Below are 3,295 nucleotides of genomic sequence, written 5' to 3' on the forward strand. Positions count from 1 at the left end.
GACCTCGGGGGCGGTGGGGCCCACGTGCAGGTAACCGCACTTGAGGCACTGCCACACGGTGGTGTCGCCGCGGGAGAAGACCTCGCCGTTCTCGATGCGGTCGACGAGCTTGTTGTAGCGCTCCTCGTGGGTCTTCTCGATGTCGCCGACGAGCTTGAACTTGGCGGCGATCTCGGAGAAGCCCTCCTCCTTGGCGACCTTGGCGAACTCGGCGTACATCTCGGTCCACTCGTAGTTCTCGCCGGAGGCGGCGTCCTTGAGGTTGGTCATGGTGTCGGGCACGTGACCGCCGTGAAGGTACTTGAACCAGAGCTTGGCGTGGATGGACTCGTTGCCGGAGGTCTCGGAGAAGATGTCGCCGATCTGGACGTACCCGTCCTTGGCGGCCTGCTTGGCGTAGTAGCTGTACTTCATCGCGGCCTGGGACTCGCCGGCGAAGGCGATCTCCAGGTTCTTCTTGGTCTGGGACTCGTTGAAGTCGATGGTAGGCATCCTGTCCTCCTTGGATGTGACGGCCTGTGATGCGGGCGTTTGCCCAACTTTCAGAGGCTAGGATACCCAACCGCGCCGACGGGGGCGGCTCTATCGACAACTCCACATTCCGTCCCCACGGCGGCAGAACCCCTCGGCCGCAAGCTCCTCCAGAAGCTCCTCCACCAACCCGGCGGCCGGCTCCGGGCGCCCCTTGGCCGCCTCCTGCTCCCCCAGGGAGGCCACGGCGTCTTCCAGGGCGAGGCCGCCGGCCCCTNCCTCCNGCGCCTCCAGAAGCAGGCGCACCAGGGCGGCGCGCTTCTGCCGCCNGGAGCCTTCGAAGGCCGACTGGCGCCCATGGGCGGCCGACCGCCGGGAGGGGTTGGGCACGGTCCTCTTGAGATGGGCCCCGTAGTCGAGGAGGGCGTAGTACCAGCCGCGGGCCCCCACCTCCGGACAGGCCTCCTCCACCAGGGGGACGAGCACCCGGTCGGGGACCTTCTCGCCGTCGGGAAAGAACTCGTGGAGAAAGACCGCCCTTACGTTGGTCTCGAGGTAGACCCCGGGGAGGTCGAAGGCGAAGGCGCGGATCCCAGCCGCCGTGGCGGGACCGATGCCGGGCAGCGAGACGAGGTCGGCCGCGTCCCGGGGCACCCGGCCGCCCCAGCGCCCGCAGATCTCGGACGCCGCCCGCTGGAGGGCCAGGGCGCGGCGGTTGTAGCCCAGCCCCTGCCACTCGGAGAGGACGTCGGCCGTCTCGGCGGCGGCCAGGGACGCCGGGTCGGGAAAGCGCGCGAGCCAGCGCTGCCNGCGCCCGTCCACNCGCGACACCTGGGTCTGCTGGAGCATGACCTCGCTCACCCACACCCCGTAGGGGTCGCGGGTGCGACGCCAGGGCAGGTCGCGCCAGTGGAGGCGCCCCTCGGCGAGCACACGGCGGCGGAACGAGTCCATCGAGGGGGGCTGCCGGTCGTCGGCGCCGGTCACTCCCACAGTAGCACCGGCCANNCGCGGCGCTTGGCCACCGAGCGCNGGGAGCGGCCGGGGTCCNCGGCGTAGGGGTGCCGGGCGAGGGAGAGCATCTCCTCGTCGGAATGGTGGTCGCCGAAGGCGTACTCCACCACCCAGTTGTCNGGGCCGAAGCGCCCGTCGGCCCAGCGGGTCACGGCGCGGCACTTGCCCGCACCCTCCACCACCTCGCCGTCCACGGCGCCGGTCATGTGGCCTTCCCCGTTCACGGCCATGCGGGTGGCGAGGAACGCGTCCATGCCGATATGGCGCGCGGCGGCCTGGGCGATGCCGTGGAAGGTGGNCGAGACCAGCACGCACACGCACCCGTCCTCTCGGCAGGCACGCACCTGCTCGAGGGCGGCGGGGCGGTAGAAACGCGTGAGGACGTCGTCGTGGAAGCGGCCCATGATCNCCAGGATCTGGGCCCTGGTGAGGCGGTCGAGGTCGTTCACCAGGTAGCCGCGCACGGCCGCCTGGTCGTGCGGGAGATGCNGGNTGTAGCGGGCGCCCCAGAGTATCACCTTGAGGGCCGAGAGCGGGCTGATGTAGCCGTTGAGCAGCAGGTACTTGGTGAACTGGGTGCCCGACTGGGCCGAGATGATGGTGCCGTCGTAGTCGAAGACGGCCAAGCGCGCCTTGGGCGCGACGGCCTCACCCCGTCGACTGGTGCCGCTGTCGTCAACACTGGCCACTGGCCGGACTCTCCTTGAAAACGTTCCCATTGCGGTGCAGATACCCCAACAGCATAGGGCCTATCAGGGGCAGGGGGAAGAAAAGCGCGAAAAGGCCGATGCGGCGGCGTTCGCAAGAAAAAGGACCGGAGGAAAACCTCCGGCCCTGCAGGTCCAACGTGGCGGGATGTAAGGGACTTGAACCCTCGACCTCCGACGTGACAGGCCGGCGCTCTAACCAGCTGAGCTAACACCCCGTGCGCCTTGGCGCGAGCGTTAGTATTGCACGACTGCTGCTGGCGATGCAAGCGTGAATCGGAACTTTTTTCCCGACGGCGGCATTTGGGACAGAAGTGCCCGACCATTGGGACAAAAGTGTCCGGGTGATGGGACAGGGGCGCCTACCCCAGCGNNACGGTCTCGGTCACGTCGTTGTCGAAGGAGAGAACCAGGTTGGAGCCGTCCAGCTTGGCGGACGAGACGGTGCCACTCCCCTCCACCGGGGTGCCGTCGTCGTGGGCGAGCACCGACTCCACGGAGCCGTCGCCCATGACCCACGAGACCACGTTCCACGACCCGCCGAGGTTCTCGGGGATGAGAAAGCCGCCGTTGTAGAGCACCACGGTCACCGGCGTGCCCTGGAGCCGGAACAGCACCTGAGGGTCGCCGTCGGCGCCCTGGGTGCGCACGAAGGAGTAGCCCGCGCCGTCGTCGTCCTGGCGCACGCCGTAGGTGTAGCCGGCGTACTCGATGCCCTGGCCCTGGTCGTCCTGGGTCTGCTCCACGCGGGCGGGGGTCTGGCCCGCGTCGCCGTCGAGGGACGTGGGCACGGTGTGCAGCGCGCCGATGACCACCACGGCGAGCACGACCACCACGCAGGCTGCCGCCACGCCCAAGCCGATGGCCACCGGCCGGCTCACGTGGGCGCCGCCATGACGGGAGGCCACGTGGGGGCGCTTGCCCCGGTTCAGGCGCGCCGACCCGCCGCGACGGAAGTTCTCGCGGGCCGCCGAGGCGGCCTCGGAGGCCGAGCCACGGTCGTGGAGCACGGCGCCCTGGCCCGAGGCGAGGGTGGAGAAGGCCCCGGTCTCGGAGGGGTCCACGCCGATGGGGCGGGGGGCGCCGTCGGGCACGGTGACGAC

3 protein-coding genes and 1 tRNA gene are annotated in these 3,295 nt (G+C 69.7%); all 4 read right to left on the bottom strand.

Features of this window, described 5'->3' with window-relative positions; all coding sequences use genetic code 11:
* A partial coding sequence (rbr, locus tag JX283_RS08010; protein WP_370583435.1) for a rubrerythrin occupies positions 1-483 on the bottom strand: 483 nt, incomplete at its 3' end.
* A gap of 99 nt (positions 484-582) precedes the next feature.
* Complete coding sequence (locus JX283_RS08015) at positions 583-1,425, bottom strand: adenine glycosylase (RefSeq protein WP_204830109.1); 843 nt, start codon at positions 1,423-1,425, stop codon at positions 583-585.
* Positions 1,426-1,454: 29 nt separating this feature from the next.
* The gene (locus tag JX283_RS08020) at positions 1,455-2,174 is read right to left on the bottom strand and encodes an HAD family phosphatase (protein WP_239652551.1); all 720 of its coding nucleotides are present in this window, start codon (positions 2,172-2,174) and stop codon (positions 1,455-1,457) included.
* 159 nt (positions 2,175-2,333) lie between these two features.
* A tRNA-Asp gene (locus tag JX283_RS08025) sits at positions 2,334-2,410 on the bottom strand.
* Positions 2,411-3,295: the final 885 nt, after the last annotated feature.

Origin of the sequence: Olsenella sp. CU969, from assembly GCF_905219715.1 — a bacterium.
In the GTDB taxonomy this organism is placed as follows: Bacteria; Actinomycetota; Coriobacteriia; order Coriobacteriales; family Atopobiaceae; genus Granulimonas; species Granulimonas faecalis.